1 protein-coding gene is annotated in these 1,379 nt (G+C 63.8%); it reads left to right on the top strand.

Annotated elements, in window-relative coordinates; all coding sequences use genetic code 11:
- Positions 1-1,379, top strand: a 1,379-nt coding sequence (locus tag P0D70_RS36535; RefSeq protein ID WP_408188102.1) for an IlvD/Edd family dehydratase, incomplete at both ends; no start/stop codon positions are given.

Here is a 1,379-nt window from a genome sequence, read left to right as displayed (position 1 = left end):
ATGCTGTTTCGCAACCTCGCTTCCATGGATGTCGAGGAGTCGATTCGCGGCAATCCGATGGACGGCGTGATCCTGCTGGTCGGCTGCGACAAGACCACGCCGGCCCTGCTGATGGGCGCGGCTTCGTGCAATCTACCCGCATTGGCGGTTTCCGGCGGACCGATGTTGAACGGCCGCTTTCGCGGCAAGAACATCGGCTCCGGCACGGGCGTATGGCAGATGTCCGAAGAAGTACGCGCCGGTACGATGACGCAGGAAGAATTCACCGAGGCCGAGTCGTGCATGAACCGCTCGCGCGGCCACTGCATGACGATGGGCACGGCGTCGACCATGGCCTCGATGGTCGAATCGCTGGGCATGGGCCTGCCGCACAACGCGGCGATTCCCGCCGTCGATGCGCGCCGTCAGGTGCTCGCGCATCTCGCGGGCCGGCGCATTGTCGACATGGTTCGCGAGGATCTGACGATGGACAAGATCCTCACGCGCCAGGCGTTTGAAAACGCGATCCGCACGAACGCCGCGATCGGCGGCTCGACCAATGCGGTTGTCCACCTGATCGCGCTCGCGAAGCGCATTGGCGTGGAGTTGTCGCTGGAGGATTGGGAGCTCGGTTCGAACGTGCCGTGTCTCGTGAATCTGCAACCGTCCGGCGAGTATCTGATGGAGGATTTTTACTACGCGGGCGGCTTGCCGGCCGTGTTGAAGCAACTCGGCGAGCAGGGGCTCCTGCATAAAGAAGCGCTGACGGTGAACGGCAAGACGCTCTGGGACAACGTGCGCAACGCGCCGAATCACGACGAGAAGGTCATCACGACGTTCGCCGAGCCGTTCAAGCCGAAGGCCGGCATTGCGGTGCTCAAGGGCAATCTGGCGCCGAATGGCGCCGTGATCAAACCGTCGGCGGCGACCGCAGCGTTGCTCAAGCATCGTGGCCGCGCGGTCGTGTTCGAGAACATCGAGGAACTGCACGCGAAGGTCGACGACGATTCGCTCGACATCGACGAGCATTGCATCATGGTGCTCAAGGGCGCGGGGCCGAAGGGTTATCCAGGCTTTGCGGAAGTCGGCAACATGCCGCTGCCGAAAAAGGTGCTGCAAAAAGGCATTACGGACATGGTGCGCATTTCGGATGGCCGCATGAGCGGCACGGCTTACGGTGCGGTGGTGCTGCACGTGTCGCCGGAAGCGGCCGCGGGCGGCCCGCTCGCGTTCGTGCAAACCGGCGACATGATCGAGCTGGACGTCGAAGCACGCCGCCTGCATCTGGACGTCACCGACGAGGAACTCGCGCGCCGGCGCGCCGCATGGCAGGCGCCGGAAGCGCCCAAACGCGGCTACTACAAACTCTACGTCGAACACGTGCTGCAAGCCGACCAGGG

The organism is Paraburkholderia sp. RL17-381-BIF-C (genome assembly GCF_046026435.1).
Lineage (GTDB): Bacteria > Pseudomonadota > Gammaproteobacteria > Burkholderiales > Burkholderiaceae > Paraburkholderia.
The sequence above is the reverse complement of the archived record's forward strand: the minus strand, read 5'-3'. Positions and strand labels throughout refer to the sequence as shown.